General features: G+C 51.8%; 15 protein-coding genes. 5 read left to right on the top strand and 10 right to left on the bottom strand.

Features of this window, described 5'->3' with window-relative positions; all coding sequences use genetic code 11:
* Window positions 1-192: 192 nt before the first annotated feature.
* Window positions 193-1,236, bottom strand: coding sequence for a TonB family protein (locus tag ACO0LN_RS27575; protein WP_422979491.1), 1,044 nt, complete (start codon window positions 1,234-1,236; stop codon window positions 193-195).
* 299 nt (window positions 1,237-1,535) lie between these two features.
* On the opposite strand from ACO0LN_RS27575, the gene ACO0LN_RS27570 reads away from it, so the two are divergent.
* Both ACO0LN_RS27570 and ACO0LN_RS27565 read left to right on the top strand, forming a co-directional pair.
* Entirely contained in the window at window positions 1,536-1,982 is a 447-nt protein-coding gene (locus ACO0LN_RS27570) for a hypothetical protein (RefSeq protein WP_422979489.1), read from the top strand.
* Window positions 1,983-2,056: 74 nt separating this feature from the next.
* Window positions 2,057-2,812 carry a hypothetical protein gene (locus ACO0LN_RS27565; RefSeq protein ID WP_422979487.1) on the top strand — a complete coding sequence of 252 codons (756 nt, stop codon included), beginning with the start codon at window positions 2,057-2,059 and terminating at the stop codon, window positions 2,810-2,812.
* A 386-nt stretch (window positions 2,813-3,198) separates the two neighbouring features.
* On the opposite strand, the gene ACO0LN_RS27560 is transcribed toward ACO0LN_RS27565, so the two are convergent.
* From ACO0LN_RS27560 to ACO0LN_RS27550, 3 genes are read right to left on the bottom strand one after another with little or no spacing between them, the layout of a single operon-like run.
* Window positions 3,199-4,977 (bottom strand): HEAT repeat domain-containing protein, encoded by a 1,779-nt coding sequence (locus tag ACO0LN_RS27560; RefSeq protein ID WP_422979485.1) that lies wholly within the window; start codon window positions 4,975-4,977, stop codon window positions 3,199-3,201.
* Between the two features lie 38 nt (window positions 4,978-5,015).
* Complete coding sequence (locus ACO0LN_RS27555; RefSeq protein WP_422979483.1) at window positions 5,016-5,672, bottom strand: alpha/beta fold hydrolase; 657 nt, start codon at window positions 5,670-5,672, stop codon at window positions 5,016-5,018.
* Window positions 5,673-5,731: 59 nt separating this feature from the next.
* On the bottom strand, window positions 5,732-6,364 hold the full coding sequence (locus ACO0LN_RS27550) for a hypothetical protein (protein WP_422979481.1): 633 nt from the start codon (window positions 6,362-6,364) through the stop codon (window positions 5,732-5,734).
* A 287-nt stretch (window positions 6,365-6,651) separates the two neighbouring features.
* On the opposite strand from ACO0LN_RS27550, the gene ACO0LN_RS27545 reads away from it, so the two are divergent.
* Window positions 6,652-8,268, top strand: a complete 1,617-nt coding sequence (locus ACO0LN_RS27545; protein WP_422979479.1) for a M64 family metallopeptidase — start codon at window positions 6,652-6,654, stop codon at window positions 8,266-8,268.
* A 377-nt stretch (window positions 8,269-8,645) separates the two neighbouring features.
* On the opposite strand, the gene ACO0LN_RS27540 is transcribed toward ACO0LN_RS27545, so the two are convergent.
* The 5 genes from ACO0LN_RS27540 to ACO0LN_RS27520 form a co-directional block, all read right to left on the bottom strand.
* Window positions 8,646-10,121: a sensor histidine kinase gene (locus ACO0LN_RS27540; RefSeq protein ID WP_422979477.1), complete on the bottom strand. Its 1,476-nt coding sequence runs from the start codon at window positions 10,119-10,121 to the stop codon at window positions 8,646-8,648.
* 4 nt (window positions 10,122-10,125) lie between these two features.
* Entirely contained in the window at window positions 10,126-12,012 is a 1,887-nt protein-coding gene (locus ACO0LN_RS27535) for a PAS domain S-box protein (protein WP_422979475.1), read from the bottom strand.
* Window positions 11,984-13,765: a GGDEF/EAL domain-containing response regulator gene (locus ACO0LN_RS27530; protein ID WP_422979473.1), complete on the bottom strand. Its 1,782-nt coding sequence runs from the start codon at window positions 13,763-13,765 to the stop codon at window positions 11,984-11,986. Before ACO0LN_RS27530 ends, ACO0LN_RS27535 begins: the two co-directional genes overlap by 29 nt.
* A gap of 9 nt (window positions 13,766-13,774) precedes the next feature.
* Window positions 13,775-14,212, bottom strand: coding sequence for a response regulator (locus ACO0LN_RS27525; RefSeq protein WP_422979471.1), 438 nt, complete (start codon window positions 14,210-14,212; stop codon window positions 13,775-13,777).
* A gap of 413 nt (window positions 14,213-14,625) precedes the next feature.
* A complete protein-coding gene (locus ACO0LN_RS27520; protein ID WP_422979469.1) occupies window positions 14,626-15,426 on the bottom strand; it encodes a M24 family metallopeptidase in 801 nt (266 codons plus the stop codon).
* A 220-nt stretch (window positions 15,427-15,646) separates the two neighbouring features.
* On the opposite strand from ACO0LN_RS27520, the gene ACO0LN_RS27515 reads away from it, so the two are divergent.
* Window positions 15,647-16,147 (top strand): SRPBCC family protein, encoded by a 501-nt coding sequence (locus ACO0LN_RS27515; RefSeq protein ID WP_422979467.1) that lies wholly within the window; start codon window positions 15,647-15,649, stop codon window positions 16,145-16,147.
* A 73-nt stretch (window positions 16,148-16,220) separates the two neighbouring features.
* The gene (locus ACO0LN_RS27510) at window positions 16,221-16,910 is read left to right on the top strand and encodes a hypothetical protein (protein WP_422979465.1); all 690 of its coding nucleotides are present in this window, start codon (window positions 16,221-16,223) and stop codon (window positions 16,908-16,910) included.
* Between the two features lie 91 nt (window positions 16,911-17,001).
* Here ACO0LN_RS27510 and ACO0LN_RS27505 read toward each other — a convergent pair whose 3' ends face one another.
* Complete coding sequence (locus ACO0LN_RS27505; RefSeq protein WP_422979463.1) at window positions 17,002-17,991, bottom strand: alpha/beta fold hydrolase; 990 nt, start codon at window positions 17,989-17,991, stop codon at window positions 17,002-17,004.
* Window positions 17,992-18,071: the final 80 nt, after the last annotated feature.

Below are 18,071 nucleotides of genomic sequence, written 5' to 3'. Positions count from 1 at the left end.
ACGCCATAGCAAGATATTATTGCGGTGTACGTCGCATACATATACATACGGAGCATTGTAATGCGCCCTACGATCGGAGCTTTGCAAGCAGCAGAATTGGCTTCAGTCATGAACCTCGCCATAGCGGTGCGCATGACGCACCTCCATGCCGAAGGTTTATTTGATCTCTTGAAGCTTTACATCAAAGACTCTTTAGTTTGGCAAGTTCCAGACGAACTGACCAGAAAACCAGGAGCGCATTGCTTTGTCGTCGTGCATTTCCGGCGAGAATTTACATCTGGAGAACGCCTGCAAGGTCGCTGTATCCAACAGCACCGAACCACTGCTGACGGAGATGTATTTTGCTGCGATGCCTCCGTTTTCATCAATCAGGAAACGGAATTTTGCGGTGCCACGCAACTGTTGTTGCAAGGCTTCTTCAGGGTATTCTGGCTGCGTACAGGAATTTCGATCAAGAGTCGCAGGCGAATAATTTTTGGGACGCTCCACCCTGACATTAGAGACCATCGTTATCGTACGTTCAATCTTATTGTTCTCTTTATCGGCAAGTTCTGCCAGGTCTTTCCGTCCTAAAGTCCGGTACACTTTGCTCAACTCATCTAAAGAGGCAGATTTTTGTGCCGCTCCTTCTTTACTCTGCAGATTTGAAAAAGCGATGGCTTTTTGCAATACAAGCATCGCTTGCTCTAATTTTCCCAATTTGACATATACACGGCTTAACATCCTGTAAAGGCCAGGCATGAGAAATTCGCTTTTAGATCCTTTGGATTCAAGGTTCTCTACTGCTTCAAACGCAAATTTTTCTGCTGCAGCATATTTACCCTGCTCCATCAGCATTTCGGCAAAGTCTCGCAGTAACATGGAATAATTCGCGCCATCTTTTGCAGGATCTGTACTATAAATTTCTTTGGTCTTGAGCGCCATGATATAGGCCTCATCATATTTTTTCAGATCTTTGAGAAGATAAAAGCGGGATCCATAAATAGACCCCAAATAGGTAAAGTAAGCACTTTTGTTCGCTTCTACTATGTTGAGTGCCAGATCATTCACTCTTAAGGCGCCTGCGTAGTTTTCGTAGCGCCTTTGTAAACTAGCCTCAGATATGAGCTCGTCCAGGATGTTGCTACTGGCTGCCAGGCATGCATTGGATGATGCCAGCGAGAACAGGCATATAGCGAAGAAAGATTTTATTGATTTTATTGATTTTATTGATTTTATTGATTTTATTGAGTTCATATTTGTGAAAGCTTGAGGCGTAATGCAGTAAATGATCATTTGACCGGGCGACCGAACAGGTCAACTGGCGTTATTGATTGCCATTCATCCAGCGAGAAATGGTAAATCATACCTGAATAGTCTGCTTCCAGGCGTGCTGAGCGCAGTGCCATTGCCTACAGAAGACACCGATTTGTAATGCGTTTACTTGTGGGCGCATGCCTGCGAATACCTTATACTAATCTCGCACATGCATGAGATCACAATACTTGCCAACGGGATTGACCTATGCATCAAACAAAACATAGACCGGTTTTAAAATGAAGCGAATCCTGCAAATCCCGACTGAAGAAGACTGGGGCGAATATAAAAATGACCTTGACCAAAAATATGCGCATAAAATGTTTTTTGGAAAAAACTTGGCAGAAGCAAGACTTCTTTTTGAAAGGGCGGTCATAGAACGAACAGAAGAACTCAGGTTCATGCCGGTAATTTCGTTTCGCTATTATATTTTCGCTTACTGCCAGTACCTGACATCAACTGCAGTGTTGGGTAGATGGGATGCTTCAGATGCTGCCAGTTGTTTTTTGCGACTGGTCGAGAGCAAATTGAGAGATGAATCTGATGCGATTTCTCCAATAATGAATGAACTCATGCCTACAATCGAGTACGTCGCAAAAAATCAAACATTGTTTGATGCTGATGTTGATATCTATGGTGATTTCAATGAGATTTTTTCAGAGATAAAGCGGCTGGTGCAGATATAAACCACATGTAGAGTAAGGCTCTGAAAAATAAGCTTTTGGCTGGATTCGGAAAAATTTTATGAGGGAAGTGAGCAATGCAAGTCAGGCATGAGCGCCGTGAAGTCAATGGCGTTCACATCAGTGAGCGCTATGAGAATGATGTTCTTACAGGCATACAGCATCTGGAGAAACTGCCATCAGGTAAATGTATAAGTAAAGAATTTGACCGGCATGGCAAGCAGTGGAGCGAGAGTCACTGGTATGGCATCATGGATATCATGATAGATATTGAGTTCACCTGCTCACAGCCTATCGTAAGCTATAGGGTAAAAAAGAAAATGGCATCAAAGAAGAAGTATGAATTAGCCAGACTTGCTTATCCCGACATGCCTGCTGCCGACCAGAATACTGTTGATTTTGATGTGGCGTTTCGCAGGGCGTTAAAAGAAGGTGACAGCCACACCGAAACTGAATCGAAAGTTCAATTACACGATGTGGCAGCAGGTTTGGCGCATGACCAATGGTGCGGCAATCTGATTGCTGAGACGAGTGGGGAAGATGCCTTTGCATGGTTTGATAACCCCAAAGCGACACTGGGTTTGATGAACAGGGCAAAGAGCAGGCGTATGCTGACCACTCTGAAAAATGCACACTGTGGCAGTGTATTTGCCTGCGATATAGACCGCACCGATAGCCCATATGAAAATACCGGACATCTGGTGATCGAATTACCGCAGGATAGTGACATGCGCAAGAAAGTGTTCAAACTGGCAGGACGTATTGTGCAAGCACAGGGTTATGAAGCGAGCCCGGACAATGGTCAGAAATACCTTTATCTGAAACTGGATTAGCTGGTGTGAATATGCTTGGCTGTGCTAATGGCTGACACCAGCCTGGGCAAACCGCGTCACCCGCTTATTTGGACATCTTCTCTATCGTCATTCCTGCACAGGCAGGAATCCATCTTATTCAAAACCATACGTTTGAACTTGCTGTAAGCCACATTTAGGTCAGATAAAGCTCCGATAATCGCAACCGCGTGAATGACGACATCGCCGTGAAGTAGGGCGCATTGCAATGCGCCGCATGAGCATGCGGCCTGCCGTGGCCAATATTTGTGCCGTGTGCATCGCATACATAGGGCGCATTATAATGCGCCCTACGACCGGGGCTTTGCTAATGTCGGGAGCGGCTTCAGTCTCACATCTTGCTATCATCGTGTCGATGCATGACGGTTTTACTTTTGAGTTCCACCGCTCAAATACTGATGTGCCACCTCAGCCACATCCGCATGCACAGACTTTGCCAAATGCCTGATGCAGTTGTTGACATCGACATTGTCAGCACCATTGATGGCGATGCAGGCATCGATGACGGCACGGGCTTTTTCTGCATCGTCGACATGATAGCCTTCGCTGAAAATAAACGCCTTGATTGCCTCCATGGCAGGTGTGGCTGCCTTGCCTAGTTTGCCCAGGGCGATGACGGCTGGCCCGGCGCTGATAAAACCTTGTCTGGCGACTGTCTTGCGCAGGGACTCAATAACGGCGGCGGAGTCGTCACCTATGGCACCAAAACAATCTGCCAGCAATTGATTGGGGCAAGGATAACCACTGAAATCTTCCACCTCTTCATCGTCACGTGCCAGTCGCAGCAATTTGTCTATCTGGCTGCGGGCCTTGTCACCAAGTGCGGTCAAAGCCCCCAGCGTAGCTGACTGCACGCTCCAGTCGTTGCCTTCGGTATCAAAGATCAAGTCACCGAGGCGATTGATCAGTGCTTCATCTTCTATACCCAGCAAGCCCAGTGACATGGCTGCATTACCACGGATAAACCAGGCTTCACTGTCAAGACAGGGGGTCAGTATCGCTACTGCTTCTGCTTGCCGGTCTTTGCATAGTGCCAGTGCAATGACTGCGCTACTGTATGCCTCGTCATCGCGATTGCCGCCATACGATAGTGCCCGGCGCACAATCATGTCTTGTGCCTGCAAAGGCAGTGCCATTTCCAGTGATTCAAAACTTCTTAGTATGCCGGATTGCAGATTGTCGTTGCCATGCTCAAACCTGCTCATCACTATGTCAAAGCCTTTGGGGTTTTTCGTCAATGCAGCAGCCAGCGCAATGCCGGGTTGGTAGGGCCATTCATGCACGCCGTATTCTTCCATCGTGTCGAGGAGCTGTGCTATGTGCCGGTCGTCTAGCGTGGGAAACGCATCCATGATGGTTCCGGCAAAGGAGGTCAAGAAACTGTCGCCAGTATCGAGCAGGGCCAGTACTTCTTCCTGCGCCAGATGGCCATAGCCTGGTAGGGCATACATGAGGCTACCCAGGTCGGCCACCACTTGTGTGTATTCTTCTTGTGCTTTCTTTCTGGAAGCGCCTTTAAACAGGCCGAGGAAAGTTTCATCGCCCGACGCAGCTTTGAAAGCAGCCAGGCTGCGCGTGTAATTCAGGCGATAACCAGTCAGCATGCGGGCGACGCAATTTGCCTTGTCAAAGCCCGGCATGTTCATGACGGTTTTGAATAGTGTGGCGTCCATGCGCAAGACCAGGGGAGATGCATGCAGTGCATGCAGGCCTTGCAAGGCTTGTTGATTGATCTGATAGTCGTCACCCTGGAAGAGATTAAGCAGGCAGGCACCAATTTCTGTGAGGCGCGGGGCCTGCCACCTGATCAGGTATTCGCCAGGGCTGGTGCGCAGAGTAGCATTGAATATGCTGGTGACCCTGAGTGTGCCTACCTGTTTTTTACCTTCAAGAATATTGAGTTCACGGCCTTCCCAAAGACAGGCCGGGTACATGTCGGGTATGGATAAACACACAGCCACCCGGCCACTTTCACCCGGCTGCACCTGGTCGCCATCCAGATATTCATGGATGCCGGTGCTGCAGTGATTGTCATGCAACTGGTGGGCAGCTCTGTACCCGGTTAGCACGGCAGACTGCCTGCCGTCGTTGTCGGTACGTGAGAGGCTGAGTATGCCTTCAAAATCAGCGGGGCGGGGTAGTGTCATTGCTTGTTTTGCTTTTATCTGATGGTTGCGAACTTGTTTTATGTGTTCACATAAGTTTTTATCGCGCCGTCGATGAATTGATTGGCCTCTTCGCTATGCGTACGCGTCATCACATGCCCGGCACCGGCGATGATGCTGTCGGCCTTGCTGCGCCTGGCGGCAAAGACATTGTCCCTGCTGCCGTGCAGTTGCATGACCGGGCAGGCTGCGGGAGCAGGCTTCCAGCCCAGCAAGGCAGACAGGGCCCAGTCACGAAAATGCTGCTGCGCTGGCGACAGGCGTTGGCGTTTGTATCTGGCCGATGGCAGGCTGGCGATGCTGACATCTTGCCACTGCATTGTCCATTTCCAGATGGTGTCAGCACTGATCAGTTTGCCCAACTGCCTCGCCATGCGCAAGCTGGTCGGCAGGCCATGGGCATCGCGGCTGGACGCAAATAGCAGGCAGGCTTGCGCTTGCAGGTGATGCGCCGCTTCAAGTGCGATGATGCCGCCAAAAGAGGTGCCACCGATCAGGCAGAGGCCACCTGGATCAGCTGCTCTTGCCATACGCTTGGCATACGCCGCCATGCTCTCTGAGCGGGTTGGTGGCAGCCACTGCGCGACCATTAAGGTGGGGAAGGCTTTTAGCTGTTCTGCAAATATGCGTGCATCGCCATTGATACCAGGGAAGAAGATAATCGGGAGTTGATCCATGCTATCGCGGTATTGGTTTTCGTAGAAATATGGGATTGTCACAGTATGGCGAACGAGGCTTAGTCTGGGTCTGGCTTATCTGGTGCAGGAATATCTGCTGCAGGCCTGTCATCACGGAAAGCTTGACAGCGTTTGTCCAGTTCAAATGGTATGCCCAGCTTATTTGTCTCTTCGATGACTGGCTGACTGTCTTCAGTGCTGGATATTTGCAGATGCTGCCCCTCATGGAAGTGGAATTGAAATGCCGATCCTCCTGGGGGTGTCCAGACCTCGCGGATGAACTTGATGCTAGTCCACAAGACCGTCACTTTTTTAAAGCGGCGGTGGAAAGTAAAACCGGTATCGTCAATTTGCGGACGTGTGCGTAACAGGTGACACAGTGCGCCAGTACTTAGCTGCAATACGATAATAAACGGATACCCAATCACCATGAACAAGATGATAAATACAACGTTTATCAATTTTATCTGGAGCAGGCTCAGCAGCCATAACAGGCCGAACAGCACGAGGCAGATCAGTACACATGGCACAGTGACAGGGCTGGTCAACAGCAGCTTCAGAAACAAATAGAGATCAGAGCGTGTGATGCGGTTCATGCAGGTCATAGACTGGGATAGACCAGCTATTGTGACATAAGAGAAGCAGGGCAGGCCGCCAGTATCCATATCGACCCCGGCCATCTTCATTTGCATCCCGCGATCTCACTCACATTTGCTTACATTAATATTTGTTGAATATATTTATTTTACTATACTGATCTCCAACTGCCAGCATCACGCGCAGCGACTGCCCCGATAACATCTTCCATCAACGGTTCTCTCACATCGGGGGAGGTTCCTCCTTAGTCATCAGCTTTAGCAGTATCAACATCAGCGTCAATATCAGCATCAATATCAGCATCAATATCAGCATCAACATCGGCATTAGCACCATCAGCATCGGTAGTTCACACATTCACCTTATTTTATTCGGAGACAGTATGAATTCACTCAAACTTATTTTGATGTCCGTTGCAATTTCAGCTTTTCAAATTAGTGCGGCTCAGGCAGCGAATATTTCGTTGCGTGTTGCCTACAGCGATGGCAGGCAGGGCACCAGTTTTACGCCTGTGCGGGCCGAGCTTGGCGAGTTTGCGCTGACGCCCAGCATGCCTGACAGCGGTCAGGGCGAGCCCTGGCGTGTCATCGCCAGAAATTCTCAGGGTACTGTCATCCATGAAGTGCTGGTGCGTAATGCGCAGCAGCGCCATGTCGAGGCATTTGATCCCAAAACCGGTGCCATCGACGTGTCGCAGCAAGTCAGGCAGGCTGATGGCGTGTTTGAGGTTTCTCTGCCTTTTGATGAGAAGGTCGCCAGCATAGAAATCCAGCCGCAAGCCACGGGCGACGCGCGCATGGCGCTGCCACCACCGCAGCCGGCGGTATTCAAGCGCGCTGCCCTCGACAAGATAGTGCGCAACGGCCAGGCCGCACGTATGCAGCCGCCACCATCTGCCGCCCCGGCAGCAACCGTCACGACTATCATCAATAATGGCCCGTCCAATACACGCATGGACCTGGTCTTTGTTGGCGATGGCTATACCGCTGCCGAGATGAGCAAATGGCGTACCGACGCGCAAAAAGTCATCGATGGCTTTATGGCCGACCCCCTGTTTGCAGCGAATCGCACCAGCATCAATGTGCACCGCGTTGATGTCGCCAGCAACCAGTCCGGCGCAGATGAGCCAGACAAGGGCGTTTATCGCGACACCGCCATGGATGGCAGCTTCTACTGCTATAACATCGACCGCCTGCTGTGTGTGAACTCAACCAAGGTGTATGACATCGTCGGTTCGGTACTTGCGCCTGACCAGCGCGACGTCATTGTCGTGGTGTCCAACTCCACCCGCTACGGTGGTTCTGGCGGTGAGATAGCGACGCTGTCCATGCATGCACAGTCCGTGGAAATTGCCCTGCATGAGATAGGCCACACCGCCTTTGCCCTGGCTGATGAATATGATTACGGTACTTGCAGCCTGAGTGCTGAACCGACTTCTGGGGATGTGTCATTGAATGGCACACGCAATGTCAAATGGGGCGGCCTGATCTCATCATCCACTGCCGTGCCAACCGGCCTGGGGCAATATCCGAACGGCACGGTCGGCACCTTTCAGGGCGCGCAATATTGCAAGACCGGGAAATACAGGCCAACAGAAAACTCGCGCATGCGAACGCTGGGTTATCCATGGCATGCAGTCAATGAAGGCCTGGCCAGGACGGTGTTTGCTTCATACACGCCAGCACCTGGTGGCGCTGTCACCCAGACCGGCAGCCTGACCAACGGTGCGACCGCCAATGCACCCAGTGCATCACCCGGTTATGTTCAGGCAGGCAATGGCACCTATAGCATACAGTTGAGCGGACCAGCGGGTACAGACTTTGACCTCTACCTGTACAAATACTCAGGCAGCGCCTGGACCAAGGTAGCCAGTAGCGAAGGCAGTACATCGACTGAATCCATTAATTATGCAGGCACGGCGGGTTACTACTACGTGCAGGTCAAATCGTATGCGGGGAGCGGGAACTACACGGTGACTTACAGCTTCCCACCGAAGTAAGATTTGCATGGGCGTTTTTGTGTAGTTGCGGGATAGGACGCTCATTCTGGATTTTCTATGCAGGGCCATACAAACCGTGTGGCCTTTTTATCTGGATATCTTTCAATCGTCATTCCTGCGCACGCAGGAATCCATCGTATTTGTGCTGCACGCATTTGAAATGCGATAAAAATTTCAGACAGGTATCCTGGTCCAAGCCTCTTGCAGTCTGCTATTTGCGGCTAAAGCCGCTTCTACGAGGGTGTTGCTTGTCAATACTGTCTTCCCCTCTCTTGCATTTCTCTGTGACTCCGTGTCTCTGTGGTGAGCTTTTTGGTCTTGAATTTTCAATTCCGTTTGCTATTTACGGCTGAGACCGCTGCTACGTGAGGCACCAACTACCTCACCACCCGCGGCCAGCTAAACCTGAACACCGCACCGCGCGGCGCATTGGCTGCAAGGCTGATGCTGCCGCCCAGGGATTCTATGGTTTTCTTGATGACGGCCAGGCCCATGCCGCTGCCTTCTACTTCGTCGCGCGGGCGCAGGGTCTGGAACATGGCGAACACGCGGTCGCGGTGTTCGGGGGCGATGCCGGGGCCGTCGTCGGCGACTTCGAAGAGGTAGTGCTGCTCATCAGGCGCAGGCAGGGCGCGTACGAAGATGTGGCCGCTGGCCTTGTCGTGGTGCTTGATGGCATTGTTGATGAGGTTGCGCAAGACCAGTTCGAGAGCCACCTTGTGTGTGAAATCTTTGGGGAAAGTGCCCTGCAATTCGAGCGAAAACGAGGGGTTGTTGCAGCATAGTTCAAAGACATCGCGCGCCATCTCTGCAAAGTCTATGCATTCTGTGCTGCCGCCAAGGTTGTCGGCGCGGAAGTAGAGCAGCAGGTCGTCGAGCAGTTTTTCCATGCGGGTGATGCGCACGCGCATGAGGTGCAGGTGTTCCTGGGTTTCTTCATTGATCTGGCCTGCCAGGTCTTCGGTGATCCAGGTGGCGAGCTGGTTAACGCCGCGCAGCGGGGCTTTGAGATCATGCGAGGCGACGTAGGCAAAGTCCTTGAGTTCCTGGTTGCGGCGCGAGAGTTCGTCGGTGAAGCGCTGGCGTTCTGACATATCGACGATGGCAGACAATACCTTCATGCCATCTGCTGTGTCGATGGGGCTGAGGCTGACTTCTACCGGGAACTCGGTACCATCCCTGTGCAAGGCATATAGTTCGCGGCCCTTGCCCATGACAGGTTCGTCCGGATGGGCAAAGTAAGCTGCACGCCGTTCGGGATGTTGGCCGCGAAAGCGTTCAGGTACCAGCATGTCAAGGGAATTGCCTATGAGTTCTGCGCGTGTGTAGCCAAACATCTGTTCACAGCGGTCATTGATCAGTTCAATCTGGCCCTGGCTGTTGACGAGTATCATGGCATTTGGCGCAGCCTGGACTACCTGGCGGAAATGCCTTTCACTCTGTGTCAGCCTGGCGGCCAATTTGTAGCCGCTGCTGAAGTCGCGTGCGCTCAGCGAGAGGCCAAACATATTGCCACTGGCATCGCGTATGGCCGAGATGGTCAGTGACACTGGTATTTCGTTGCCATCAGCACGCCTGCCCATGGTTTCGAACTGGCCGATGGCGTTATTTTTTTGCAGCAGTTGGCCTAGCGTTTGATGGTCGGGTAATTGCCCGTCCGGGAACAGGACGGCAAAGGGGTGGCCCAGGATTGCCTCATGCGCATGCCCAAACAGCAGACTGGCGGCATTGTTCCAACTGATGATGCGGCCACCGGTATCACTGCCTATGATTGCATCGTCCGATGAATTGACGATGGCGGCCAGCAAGGTCACAGGGTCAGTGCCTGCTTCTGTTTTGCGGGGATGTGACATCATCTTATAAAGCCTCCGCCATGTTGCGCGGCCAGGTGAAGTTGAACACGGCGCCGCGTGGCTGGTTGGCACTAAGCCTGATACTGCCACCGAGCGACTCTATGGTTTTCTTGATAATGGCCAGGCCCATGCCGCTGCCTTCAACCTCATCACGCGGACGCAGGGTCTGGAACATGGCGAACACGCGCTCAGTATGTTTAGCCGGGATACCGGGGCCGTCATCGCTGACTGAAAATTCCAGCCATTGTTCATTGGGCATGGACCGTACGACGATGCAGCCTTTTTTGGTATCGTGATGTTTGATGGCATTGCTCATGAGATTGCGGAACACCAGTTCCAGCGGCACCTTGTGGGTATGACAGCGCGGGAATTCGCCCTGCAGCTCCAGCCTGAACGACTGGTCAGGGCAGCACAGTTCAAATACATCGCGCACCAGATCGGCAAAGTCTATGTGTTCTACTGCGCCGCCGAGCTGCCCGGCGCGGAAGTAGAGCAGCAAATCGTCCAGCAGCCTCTCCATGCGCTTGATGCGCATGCGCATGAGGCGCAGGTGTTCATTGGTTTCATCATCGATCTTGCCGGCCAGGTCTTCGGTCAGCCAGGTGGCGAGTTGATCGACACCACGCAGGGGAGACTTCAGGTCATGCGAGGCGACATAGGCAAAATTATTCAACTCCTGGTTGCGCCGCGACAGTTCATCAGTAAAGCGCTTGCGCTCGGAGATATCGACAATCGCTGACAAGACCTTGAGACCATCGGCTGTTTGTATGGGGTTCAGGCCTATCTCTATCTGGAATTCGCTACCGTCCTTGTGCAGGCCAAACAGGTCGCGCCCACTACCCATGGCGCGGGTGCTGGGGCTGGTGAAATACTGGGCGCGCAAATCCGGGTGCTGGCTGCGGAAACGGGCCGGTATCAGCATTTCCATGGGCTGGCCCAGCAATTCTGCGCGCGGGTAACCAAACAGGTGCTCGGTCTGGGCATTCACCATTTCTATCATGCCGCGGCTGTCTATCATGACCATGGCATTCGGTGCAGCCTCCACGACAAGGCGGAAGCGTTCTTCCTGGCGTTTGCGCTCAGTGATATCGACGATGGCTGACAAGACCTTGATGCCATCGGCAGTTTCTATCGGGTTCAGGCCTATCTCTACCGGGAACTCGGTACCATCCTTGCGCAGGCCATACAGTTCGCGCCCGCGCCCCATGACGCGGCTAATGGGGTTGGCAAAGTAACCGGTGCGCAGGCTGGGGTGATGGCGCTGGAAGCGCGAGGGGATCAGGATTTCCAGCGGTTTGCCCAGCAGTTCGGTGCGGGTATAGCCAAATATGGTCTCGGCCTGTGAATTCACCATTTCTATGAGACCGCGGCGGTCTATCATGACCATGGCATTCGGCGCCGCATCCACCACCTGGCGGAAATGGCGCTCGCTCTGCGTCAGGCGGGCAGCGATGCGGTAGCCCACGCTAAAGTCGCGCGCGATCAGTGACAGGCCTATGATATTGTCGCCCTCGTCACGCATGGCCGAGATGGTCAGCGCCACTGGCAACTCGGTACCATCCTGGCAGCGCCGCATGGTTTCAAAATGGCCTATCGAAGCACCTTGCTGCATGAGCTTGATCAGTGAGAGGTGGTCAGGCAATTGCCCGGCCGGGAAAAGGCTGGCAAAAGGGCGCTGGTAAATCGCCGTGGCGGTATAACCAAACAGGATTTCTGCTGCGTGATTCCAGCTCAGTATATTGCCGCTGAGGTCGCTGCTGATGATGGCGTCGTCAGATGAGTTGACAATGGCAGCCAGCAAGGCATGCTGCTCGTTGACATAAGCTGGCTGCTTTCCGGATTGTTGAGTGCTGGCCTGCTCATTATTCTGACTGTGGTCCAATTGGCGCATGGCGGAAACTTCCGGTCAGGTAGCGATCTTCAAATTCACTCGAAGGAATAGGGCGTGAATACATATAGCCCTGCAAAAGTTCACAACCACGTTCAGCACAGAACATGGCCTGTTGCTCAGTTTCTATGCCCTCCGCCACCAGGGATAATTCCATGGTTTGTGCAAAGGCAATCATCGCGGCCAGCAGGCGTTCTTGCGATTCACCCTTGCCAACACCGGCGACAAAACTCTGGTCTATCTTCAGCACATGGATGGGGAACAGTTTCAAATGCCCGAAAGATGAATAACCGGTACCAAAATCATCAAGCGATAGTTTGACGCCACGTCCGACCAGCTTGTGCAAAATGGCCGCAACATGGACAGGGTCGCGGATCAGGGCATTCTCGGTGATTTCCAGCTCCAGACAGCAAGGGTCGAGGCCACTGCTCAGCAGGGCATCATCGACGGTATAGATGAGGTTATCGCCCTGCAATTGTATGGCAGAGACATTCACCGCCATCGTCAGGTCCTGGGCATGTAGGAAGGGCAGTGAGCGCCATTCCTGCAACTGGGCACAGGCCGTGCGCATGACCCACTGGTCTATATCAAACATCAGGCCCAGTTCTTCTGCCATCGGCAAGAACACACCTGGTGTCAGCACCCCCTCTACCGGATGGTGCCAGCGCAGCAGGGCTTCCATGCCGCCTATGCTGCCATCAAAAGGATTGATCTTGGCCTGGTAATACACCTGCAACTGCTCATTACGCAAAGCATGGCGCAGATCGCGCTCAAGGTACATGCGGTGGCGTACGGCCTGGTGCAACTGGTCAGAATAAAAATGGCTCTGGTTGCGACCCTCTTGCTTGGCGCGGTACATGGCAATGTCAGCACATTTCATGAGTTCAGTCGCATCATTGGCGCAAGAGCCAAACACGGCAATGCCTATGCTCATCGTCACATGCCATTCCATGCCATCAAGCACAATGGGTTTCTTGAACGCTTCGACAATACGGGTCGCCAGCAGGATGGCCTGATCGACCCTGTCCATATCCTGCACCAGCACCACAAATTCATCACCACCGAGGCGCGCCAGCAAATCACTGCCGCGGGTGGTGGTACCCAGGCGGCGTGCCACCTTGATGAGCAACTGGTCACCTATCGCGTGACCATAGGTGTCATTCACATTCTTGAAACGGTCCAGGTCGAGTAACAGTACCGCCATCTTGCCATGCAGGTTCTCGCGCTTGGCGCGGCTGACGGCAAAGGCCAGTGCCCGTTCAAAATCATAGCGGTTTGCCAGCCCAGTGAGGGCATCATGCTCAGCCAGTTCGCGCAACTGGTTGTAGCTGCGGCTGAGTTCAGATTCCAGCTTGTGGCGGTGGCGTGCCTGGTGCACGGCGCGCATCAGGCGGCGCGCACTGACTTCTTCTTTCAGTAAAAAGTCTTGCGCACCGGCTTCGATGGCTTGTTCTGCCAGGCTCACATCTTCCTGGTGCGTTAGCATGATGATGGCAGCGTGGTGGGTCTTGTCGAGACGCAGGCTCTTTAATACCTCGATGCCGTCACGGTCGGGCAGGCGGTAGTCAAGCAGGATGACATCGAACAGGGTTTCCTTGGCTTTGAGCAGGCCATCAAGCGCATTATTGGCTTCAACGATCTTGACACTGACCGATACCTGCTTCAACGCACGGATGACATTGCGCCTGTCGATTTCATCATCGTCGATGATGAGAATATCGAGGGTAGAGGTTTGCGGTGGCGCGGTCAGCATCATGATTACACCTCAGGCAACAGGAAGTTCAACGACTCGCCAGTAGTGGTCGAGCATTTCTGTCACACGCATGAAACCATCACCAACATGCTGTTTGACGATATAACCAGCCACATGTCTGGAATAAGCCATGAGCTTGTCCTGGTCATCCTGTGAAGTGGTCAGTACAAATACAACCGCAGACGATAAATTCTTGTCCCGCCGCAGTTCTACCAGAAACTCTTGCCCATTCATGCGCGGCATATTAATGTCCAGCAAAATCAGGTAGGGACGTGGCAAACCTTCAGACGAGCGCAGAATTTCCAGCGCTTCTACCCCATCATGGGCTCGCACGATGGGATTGGCGATCTTGAGTTTTTTCAGTGCGCGCTCTATACCCAGCACATCAACATCGTCGTCATCGACAACGAGGATAGTCACTGGCCTGGTCTGCGGAATGCTGTCATTCATTTGACACCTTTCGCCTGCGCACAATAATTAATAATACTCCAGAGCAACTTTGTTGCAGCGCGAAATTTGTAACAAGCCTTTTACAAGCCAAGCTTGCTCACAAACTCGCACCGTACTTATTGCCACAGTACGGCCCCGCTTACGTATTCCCTCAATATACACGTATGTCAATGCAAATATATCATGCTTACCAAATTTACATTCATATTATGTAATTGTCTATAACGCTACAATATTGATATGATTAATTTGCATTTTTTTACGCTTTTGTGGCTTGGCTAGTATTTGCCGTGGAGTAATGCTGCACCTCAAGATTTCATTTGTCTGTAGGAGAATGCCGCGTCTTGATGCATGGCAGGCATGGCCAGCATGGTCGGATTGTGGGACTTTGTGATCACCTCTGCTTTGTGGGTTTAGCAGTTCGGCAGCAAAGGATAGGTCGCTGTCAGTATCTGCGGCACGTCCTCGGTGATCAGCAGCATATGGCTGTAGCAGGCAGATGGATAGTAGTTGCGCTCAGTCACAGGCCAGTGATCTTTGAGCTGCCTGGCGCTGGGCTTGGCAGGGTGGGCCAGTACCACCAGATGCAGCATGCAACCCGCACTCAAGACATGCTCAGCTTCAAACATGCCACGGCGCGGTAAAACCTGCGGCAGCATATGCGCCTGTTCACCGATCATATGACCAGCAAACAGCTCTGAGATAAACAAGCCAGTCTTGCTGCACGCCTGCTGCAAATGGCTGCCAATTGCCGAGACCAGCGCGCCAGGCCGGCACAGCGATATGCTTTCCTGCAAAATTGCATGGCTGGGCCCCAGCAAGTCGCCGGCAATGGCCGTACCCGCTGCGACTTGCACAGTCCAGTTCTGCATGCTGAACGCCCGTTGCTGATGGTGCAGACCAAACGCCAGCTTCACCACATCCCCATCCTTGAGCAGCTTGTCGCTACGCGGCACACCATTCATGATTTCCTGGTTCACACTAATGCTGATACCAGCCGGAAAACCATTCATCAATGGCAGCGAGCTATGCACCCTATGCTCCCGCGCCAGCTCATCCGCCAGCACCGCGACGTCAGCCGTACTGACACCTGCCTGCAAGCTATCAATCAGTTTCGGGAAAATCTGGTTTTGCACAGCCACCAGCGCTGCAATCTGTTGATTGGTCTCAACAGTATTTGCCGGGACAGGTTTGGGTTTTCTGAGCAGGGACATGGCGTGCAGGACAAATTGTGGGTGATGGCTTACCTTAGCAGAAATGGATGTTTCTGAAAACCATGCAAGCTTGGAGCCGCTACCACAGATAGTAAGTTCCAGATTGTAGGGCGTATTATAATGCGTCGCATGTGAGCTTCATTCACTATGGCATTGATGAAGAGCTGTTGTACCAAAAAGCCCAAAAAGTTACACCCGAAATCGCGCTCCCACCAAGTACGTGATATTTTTGCCAGCCCCGTTAATTCCCAAACTGGCGTTTGCATTGCAACTACTCACTGAACAGACTATATCCATCACCAGATCGGCCGAGGCCACGTATCAATACGCGACCAATCTTGAGCATTTTGCCGAGTGGTTTCCTGGGGTTTTGTCGATAGAGTCAGCCAATACACTTGAGCATGGGCAGCGCGGCAAGGAATATCTGGAAACTATTGTTGTTCCTGTCAGGGGTAAGAGAAAAATAAAAATCTGCGTCAAGGAAGCAGAATTTGGCAAAGTGTTTATGACAGAGGGTGAGTTCCTGCCTTTGATGCCAAAAATGGAGATACTCTTTCAGGTGACGGGTGCTGAGTCCTGTAGCGTCACGTGGCGCATGTATAGCCGCAATGACAGCTTTTTGTTCAAGGCCACGCTCCTGCATGTATTCAGGAGCGTCTTACACAAAAGGTCGGCTATTGGTATAAAACGTCTGCAGGAAAATCTCGAAAAGCAGCCGTGACTCCCGGGTTTCCTTTCGTATCCACGTAATGCGAAAGCAAGTACACTAATGCCTACTTTTAAGGGAGCATCAGATGGGTGTTGAATACCGGCATTTTTTGGTCGTCAATGACAAGAGCTGGCTACCAGCGGCGGATACCCTGGCACGTGTCGATGCGGTCTTGCATAAATGGTCGCTGATCGATAAACCGGCCACGGTGTTTGATTTATCGACGATGAAAGAATCGTCAGAAAAAACCATTCCCGGCGCTATGCCGGGTGCAGGCAAGGCGCTCGTCTATGATGAGACCAGCGGCAAGCCTGTAGTAGATATCGCCGGGCGGTGTTACTACGATACCGTAGGGGACGAGGATCATTACATTTCACAAATCATTGTTGTCGCTGGCAATGATATCCGCATCCAGCAGTCTGATGAATACTGTTACTTTGAGCAGATTTCACCTGCGCCTGACCAGGCCTGCATTGGTTTTGTGTATGACCTGGATGCAATTCCCTGGCCAGTTTCAAAAGCCTTTGATGCCTATCTGGTTCATGGGGAATATGCAGGTGTACCTGAGATGAATATTCATGTCAGTAAAAATTTCCCGGAGTTGTATGACTGGAGTGACTATGCAGGCTATTGGCGCGGTGCCGTGATGCTGGATTTTGGTAAAAGCTTGCCGGGTTTTTGCGAAAAACTACGCCAGTTGCCTACACGTGATTTTGTCAATGAACTGGCCAGCGCGTTTCGGGGGCCAATTGCCGAGATAGGTGTCGTTTATTAAGCTGGATAGACACCTGCTCTAGAATCAGCGGGATAGATGTCTTGGATGCGCTGACACAGTTGCGGAGTGCCCCCGGCTTCTCAAAGCAAGTTTACTTCCCGGTCGCCACCGCAGGCAAGGTGCTGATGATAGTCTGCTGAAATTTTTCTGCTTCTTCTTTATGGATTTGATGCCCGGAATGTTCAAATAAAAACAGCGCTTTCTTTGGTGCCTTCAATTGCGCGAAATAGTCTTGGGTAATCTGGGTAGATGTTTGGATGTCGTTTTTACCCACCAGGAAATACACTGGGCAATCGACTTCTTTCAAGGTCTTTGGTAAATCTACATCCATGACGGCATTCCACACCGGCGACCAGGTTTTTGCCCATTGCAGAAAACCATTCGTGAATTCAGCGCTGGTTGCGAACTCTTTGCCTTCTTTGTACAGCAGCCATTTTCTCAGGTAGAGCAGGTCTTCATCGATTTTAAATGGGATATTGACGCTGGCCAGTTCCTGGCTGGCGATTGCATTGTCCTTGAAATGCTTCTTCAGGGCGGCCAGCAATTCTTTTTCACTGGCGAGCTGGCTGATGACGGGATTGGACGCAAAATAGGCATGCAATAATTCAGGGTGATTTTTGACGATGTAAAAACCCAGGACATTGCCCCAGGAGCTGCCGAGCAAATATATTTTTTCCTGCTTTAATTCTTTTCTGATGAACTGTATGACTTCATAGGTATCCTTCTCCATAAGCTCGACCGAGGGCTGTACGGGTGATGGATTGAGTTTCAGGGTTTTACCGGCATCTCTCTGGTCCCATTGGACTATCGTAAATCTCTCTTTCAAGATAGTCGTGAAAGCATCCGCATTGTTCATCATTGAGCTTCCGGGGCCGCCCGATAAAAATAACAGGACGGGCTTGCTGGCATCATCGGTTTTAATCTCGACCAGCTGTTTTATTCCACCTATTTCCGGGGTCAGCGTTTTGTCGATTTTTATGGACGTGGTTTGAGGCTGGGTCTGTTTCATGTCTTGCGCAATGCATGCAGAGAATGGGATCAGGGCGGTAAATAGCAAGACCAGCAGGTTTTTATTTATCATCGGTGAGCACTCAGGTTGATTTATTATGCTTTGGAGTCGTAGCGGGGAACAACGTTCCCGCATCATGGAAATTGATTCAT

It is taken from the genome of Undibacterium sp. TC9W (assembly GCF_049339865.1).
Lineage (GTDB): Bacteria > Pseudomonadota > Gammaproteobacteria > Burkholderiales > Burkholderiaceae_D > Undibacterium.
This window is presented reverse-complemented; position numbering and strand designations above follow the sequence as displayed.

Excerpts from the sequence above, each read along its gene's own strand:
- ACO0LN_RS27545 (WP_422979479.1), top strand. The coding sequence starts at position 6,652 with ATGAATTCACTCAAACTTATTTTGATGTCCGTTGCAATTTCAGCTTTT.
- ACO0LN_RS27540 (WP_422979477.1), bottom strand. The coding sequence starts at position 10,121 with ATGTCACATCCCCGCAAAACAGAAGCAGGCACTGACCCTGTGACCTTG.
- ACO0LN_RS27530 (WP_422979473.1), bottom strand. The coding sequence starts at position 13,765 with ATGATGCTGACCGCGCCACCGCAAACCTCTACCCTCGATATTCTCATC.
- ACO0LN_RS27565 (WP_422979487.1), top strand. The coding sequence starts at position 2,057 with ATGCAAGTCAGGCATGAGCGCCGTGAAGTCAATGGCGTTCACATCAGT.
- ACO0LN_RS27575 (WP_422979491.1), bottom strand. The coding sequence starts at position 1,236 with ATGAACTCAATAAAATCAATAAAATCAATAAAATCAATAAAATCAATA.
- ACO0LN_RS27560 (WP_422979485.1), bottom strand. The coding sequence starts at position 4,977 with ATGACACTACCCCGCCCCGCTGATTTTGAAGGCATACTCAGCCTCTCA.
- ACO0LN_RS27535 (WP_422979475.1), bottom strand. The coding sequence starts at position 12,012 with ATGCGCCAATTGGACCACAGTCAGAATAATGAGCAGGCCAGCACTCAA.
- ACO0LN_RS27520 (WP_422979469.1), bottom strand. The coding sequence starts at position 15,426 with ATGTCCCTGCTCAGAAAACCCAAACCTGTCCCGGCAAATACTGTTGAG.
- ACO0LN_RS27525 (WP_422979471.1), bottom strand. The coding sequence starts at position 14,212 with ATGAATGACAGCATTCCGCAGACCAGGCCAGTGACTATCCTCGTTGTC.
- ACO0LN_RS27510 (WP_422979465.1), top strand. The coding sequence starts at position 16,221 with ATGGGTGTTGAATACCGGCATTTTTTGGTCGTCAATGACAAGAGCTGG.
- ACO0LN_RS27550 (WP_422979481.1), bottom strand. The coding sequence starts at position 6,364 with ATGCAAATGAAGATGGCCGGGGTCGATATGGATACTGGCGGCCTGCCC.
- ACO0LN_RS27555 (WP_422979483.1), bottom strand. The coding sequence starts at position 5,672 with ATGGATCAACTCCCGATTATCTTCTTCCCTGGTATCAATGGCGATGCA.
- ACO0LN_RS27570 (WP_422979489.1), top strand. The coding sequence starts at position 1,536 with ATGAAGCGAATCCTGCAAATCCCGACTGAAGAAGACTGGGGCGAATAT.
- ACO0LN_RS27505 (WP_422979463.1), bottom strand. The coding sequence starts at position 17,991 with ATGATAAATAAAAACCTGCTGGTCTTGCTATTTACCGCCCTGATCCCA.